This window comes from Microcoleus sp., from assembly GCF_049646505.1.
Classification (GTDB): Bacteria; Cyanobacteriota; Cyanobacteriia; order Cyanobacteriales; family Microcoleaceae; genus Microcoleus.
In genome coordinates this window covers 1-4,922 of sequence record NZ_JBARVX010000507.1, presented here as the reverse complement: position 1 = coordinate 4,922, position 4,922 = coordinate 1, and the positions used below count along the sequence as shown (strand labels likewise).

Genomic DNA, 4,922 nt, shown 5'->3' with positions numbered 1-4,922 from the left:
GGCGACCGGTAAAGTCTTGAGTCCGGTCTGCAATAATCGTTTCGCACTCGTAGGGAAGCGGCAATCTGGGCGTACCAGTATCAACAAATCGTTGCAGCAAGTTCTGAATTTGCGCCAAATCGTCCCGGATGCCAATTTCCATCGCCTCCAATTTCACCATCACTTGACAAATCTGCTGCTGCGTCGCCAAACTCTCCAATTTTTGCAGAATTTCCCCATTTTTCAGCCCCAAATCTTTGAGTTCCGCCAAAGCAATTTGGTGCAGGTTCAACAGCATTGCCGCAAACTTTTCTCCGCCCTTCGCCGCATCCAGTTTCAGCACTTCGCGGTACGCTTTCGGGAATGTTGTATACAGCTTTTCCGCCACAAATTCCACAATTGCCGCATCGAAGGATTTCCCCTCGCTGCGGGCAAATTCCTGCAGGAAACTTGCCCAATCTTCCGGTGTCAATCCCGTAACGCGATCGAACTCTTCGACATCCGCAGAAAAAATCTTGGTTAGCTGGTCTTCCGAAATCTGCAAACCCCTTGACAAGTCGGCTGTATTCGTGTTAATATCCAGCCAGTATTTGGGAGTCTTTTCGGCTAATTTATCTAAAGCCTGTTTTGGATAAGGCAAATTTTTGGTTTCGGCGATCGCAATTAATTCATCCGACTTCGCCACCTCTAGCAAAATATAGCCGATCGCCTCACCCGCCGCCTTAATCAAATCGTGATTGTCCAGAATATTCGGATTTTTCCCCAATTTTTCCGCCATCCGATTTCCCAAGTCATTCGCCGCGATATTCCCCGCTATACCACCAGCGATCGCAGCTAAGATAGAAACTCCCCCAAGTGCGATCGTACTACCCGTTAAACCCGCTGCGAGAGTTGCCGGATTGGCGATCGCATTTGAAATAAGCTGCCCCACAGCCATCACCGCACTGCATCCAAGAACCCGAACTTTAGTATTAGCTAAATCTACTAACGGCATTTTAAATAATTCCCATACTTTGCAGTAGTTTAGCGCGGCGAGATAATTAGCACAAGGATAATTTACCGGATTAACCAGAGACTTTAAATACTCTTGTTCCCCCCTTCTTAAGGGGGGCTAGGGGGGATCTCCGGGTTTTTAACTGAAGACCGAAACCTCTATATCTCTCGTTTATATCGAAGTCTAGATCCCCCTAAATCCCCACCCCCCCCTACCCCCCCCAAGGGGGGAAAGAAGGGGAGTAGGGGTTGACTTTGAGAATGCTTCTAGTCCACCCTTGTAGGGGCAGTGCCCCCGTCCCCGCCCTCTTGGTTCGGGGGGTCTCCGGGTTCTGTTCCCTCCACCACCCCACAAAATCCGATTTGTAAACTTTTTTATAGATCCGATCGCCCTGCTTTTTTTTGACGGATAATATCTGTTTATTAATTTTTTAACTCTAGCGATCGCCCACAAAAAAATTTACTTTTCTTTACAAAGTAGCAACGAAAAAACAGAGCCCCAGGCAAGAATTTCGTTACAGACTTTAAATGCGGCGCGCGATCGACTAGAGTAAAAAAAATGGCTTTATCCGTTTATTCATCGCAAAGGAAACAAAGCTCATGGTTCAACGCGGTTCGACAGTCCGGATTCTTCGCAAAGAATCCTTCTGGTATCAAGAAGTGGGCACCGTAGCTACGGTAGACCAAAGCGGCATTAAATACCCTGTTATCGTTCGCTTTAACACCGTAAATTATGCAGGCGTCAACACCAACAACTTCGCCCAAAGCGAAGTAGTGGAAGTTGCCGCACCCAAAGCAAAAGCCAAAACAGCCACTCCAGCAGCTTCCGGCGGCAAGCAAACCACCGTAGACCCGAAAAGCCGCAAAACAGGCAGCGGAGCAACCCCCCAGCAGCCGAAAACTTCGACCGGCAGCAAGCCTGGTGCAGAAGTTCCCGGCAGCGTCGAAGGTTCGCCAAATCAAGGAACAGAACAACGCTAATTGTGCCAGAACTGCCAGAAGTTGAAACTATTTGCCGGGGTTTGAACCAACTTACCCTCGATCGAGAAATTTTGGGCGGGGACGTGCTGTTAAATAGCTCGATCGCCCCCTCAATCTCTGCAACCGATTTTTTGACAAAACTCAAAGGAAAGTCGATCGCCCGTTGGTACCGGCGCGGCAAATACCTCCTGGCAGAACTATCTCAATGTAGGGGCGGTGCCCCCGTGCCCGCCCTCATCCCCGTGCCCACTCTTCCTTCTTCCTTCTTCCCTCTTCCTTCTTCCTTCTTCCATCCCTCAAAAGCTGGCTGGTTGGGGGTTCACCTGCGGATGACCGGACAATTGCTGTGGGTGAACGAATCCGAACCCCTGCCAAAACACGGGCGAGTGCGGCTATTTTTTGAAGGAAACCGAGAACTGCGGTTTGTAGACCAGCGCACCTTCGGGCAAATGTGGTACGTGCCCGCAGAAACCGAAGTTTCCAGCACAGTTACCGGCCTCAAACTCCTAGGCCCGGAACCGTTTTCAGAGGAATTTACCGCAGAATATTTGGCCCGCAAGCTACAGAGACGGGCGCGACCAATTAAAACAGCATTGCTAGACCAGTCACTGGTAGCGGGTTTGGGCAATATTTACGCAGACGAAACTTTGTTTTTGTCGGGAGTGATGCCGACAACTCTGTGCGCGGATTTGACAGCGCCGCAAATTGAGCGCATCCATACAGCTATTATTCAAGTTTTACAGCAGGCGATCGCCTCCGGCGGCACCACTTTCAGTAATTTTCTCAACGTCCAAGGTGTAAACGGCAACTACGGCGGTGTCGCTTGGGTGTACAATAGATCCGGTCAACCCTGCCGCACTTGCTCTACAACCATTGAAAAGATAAAATTAGCAGGGCGATCGACTCATTTTTGCCCTGCGTGCCAGAAATAATAATTTGGGCAACAGATTTTGTATCAGATTCGATCGATATACCAAATCTCAGCTTCCGACTCTTCAGTCTGCGAAGGCAGACTTCGTTCGTGTAGTTGCGGTTTCAACCGCCGACTCAACTCAATCAACCACCAATTCTTTTAACTGGTATTAAAGCCAAATCAGCATTAAAATTTAAATACTTCGATCAACTAAACAGAGCAAGTCATGGCAATCAAAAAAGGTAGCACAGTCCGCGCAATTCGCGAAAAATTGGAAAACAGCCTAGAAGCCACAGCCAGCGATCCGCGCTTTTCCTCCTATCTATTTGAAACAAAAGGCGAAGTAATGGATATTCGCGGCGACTACGCCTTCGTCAAATTCGGCAAAGTTCCCACCCCGAATATTTGGCTGCGCCTAGACCAACTCGAAGATTTTAAGTAATGTCAGATCCGGTTGCCCCTAATACCGTAGGGGCTTCTCTCACCAAAAATCTCTGCCAATCATTGACAATCTCAAAAACCCGCCCCGCTTTTAATCCCGATCGATCGCACCCGATCTCAAATAATAATTTATATTGATTTATCTTGCGGATGATATCAATTCCAGTTGTACCGTCAGGTGATAGTCAACAATCACCTGACGGTGCAGCCGGAATTGATCTAACAGCTTATTACCCGGATTTGCTATCGCGTCTCATATCGTTTCCGATGCAACCGGAAACGATATTACTGAGAACCGCTGTCATAGCAAGTCAACAGTAAAATACAAAAAATTCACGCCTACAGATCAAAACACCGGGCAGTTTCACCGCCGTCCTATCTATCTTGAAATCATCTGCCTGGTGCATCTGCCTGGTGCATCTGCGGTGTCCAAGAGCGATCGGACTTTTATCTAATTTTGTCTGGCATATTGTCATCAGTTTAACAAATAAAGGCGATAACATAAAAGCATTAAAGTGTTCGGAAAATTATCGAAAAGATCCGAGCGCTTCCAACAGTGTATAAATCATCACTTAAAATAAATGAATTGAGCATTAGCAAAAACTAGAGAAAAGCCGATCGGCTACATTGAAACAAATTTTAAGAGAGGCGCTCCGAACAGGACATTAGATCGCAAAGCCCAGGAAACCATCGATCGAGTTTGCAGTCATAATAAAAGGGTGACAATTAGAACCGAAGGCGATCGGAAAAAAATGTCACAATTAGTTAAGACGCTGCCAGCCCTAGGGTCGTCAAACCCCGTTTCTCGCTGCCGCTTTCGGATCTTCCCTGATGCGATCGGCTCGATCGTCCGGTTTTATACGTAAGTTTTGTGACTATCATTCTCAACAATTGACAATTTATGCAGCACCAAATCACCGATCGCCCGCTTTGTAGGTAAATATACGCAACTTAAGATGCTCGACAACCACCAAATCTACAAAAAATACGGAAATGCAGCATCAGTCGCTGCTAAGTGCTACCAGAAGCAGGAGAATTAGTCGTTTCCTCTTGTGATTTATAGCAACCCCGCCCGATGGTTAAGACGTTCTTAATTGCTGAAGCCCTTGCTTTGATTGCGACTTCCATCTTCCATCTTCCATCTTCCATCGGACTGATGGCGTTGTACGGAAAGCTCGGAGACGACAGCAAAACATGACTGATGACTAATGACTGATGACTGATGACTGATGACTAATGACTAATGACTAATGACTAATGACTAATGACTTCTTCCATCTTCCTTCTTCCTTCTTCCTTCTTCCTTCTTCAATACCAGACTCAAATTGCAGAGCGATATGGGGATGACATCTACCTCGATACCAAACCGCAAAACAACTAAAAAAATAGCATTATGTTTCATCAATACCTGTATCAAGAAGTAAGCAACCTGCGCGAAAAGCTAGCTCACCTTGAAAGAGAAATGCAGTCTCAAACCTGGTTCAAAAAGCTGCAAGCGCTGATGGGAGTCATTAGCAAAATTCGCGAATCCCTAGACTTAGAAACAATATTCAAAATCACAGCCACCGAAGTCCGGCAACTCCTAAATGCCGATCGAGTCGCCGTCTACCGCTTC

At 47.0% G+C, this 4,922-nt stretch carries 6 protein-coding genes and 1 pseudogene; 6 read left to right on the top strand and 1 reads right to left on the bottom strand.

Annotated features, from left to right (window positions below; translation table 11 throughout):
- A pseudogene (locus tag WBA89_RS24320) lies at positions 1–973 on the bottom strand (ATP-binding protein); the annotation flags it as partial.
- Between the two features lie 599 nt (positions 974–1,572).
- Between WBA89_RS24320 and WBA89_RS24315 the strand changes: the two are divergent.
- The 6 genes from WBA89_RS24315 to WBA89_RS24290 all read left to right on the top strand — a co-directional run.
- A complete protein-coding gene (locus tag WBA89_RS24315; RefSeq protein WP_424410042.1) occupies positions 1,573–1,953 on the top strand; it encodes a photosystem I reaction center subunit IV in 381 nt (126 codons plus the stop codon).
- 2 nt (positions 1,954–1,955) lie between these two features.
- Positions 1,956–2,885 carry a DNA-formamidopyrimidine glycosylase gene (locus tag WBA89_RS24310; protein WP_424410040.1) on the top strand — a complete coding sequence of 310 codons (930 nt, stop codon included), beginning with the start codon at positions 1,956–1,958 and terminating at the stop codon, positions 2,883–2,885.
- Between the two features lie 207 nt (positions 2,886–3,092).
- Positions 3,093–3,308, top strand: coding sequence for an NAD(P)H-quinone oxidoreductase subunit O (locus WBA89_RS24305; RefSeq protein ID WP_424410039.1), 216 nt, complete (start codon positions 3,093–3,095; stop codon positions 3,306–3,308).
- A 718-nt stretch (positions 3,309–4,026) separates the two neighbouring features.
- Entirely contained in the window at positions 4,027–4,173 is a 147-nt protein-coding gene (locus WBA89_RS24300) for a hypothetical protein (RefSeq protein ID WP_424410037.1), read from the top strand.
- Positions 4,174–4,382: 209 nt separating this feature from the next.
- On the top strand, positions 4,383–4,505 hold the full coding sequence (locus WBA89_RS24295; protein WP_424410035.1) for a hypothetical protein: 123 nt from the start codon (positions 4,383–4,385) through the stop codon (positions 4,503–4,505).
- A gap of 195 nt (positions 4,506–4,700) precedes the next feature.
- The coding region (locus WBA89_RS24290; protein ID WP_424410034.1) for a GAF domain-containing protein at positions 4,701–4,922 on the top strand (222 nt) is incomplete at its 3' end.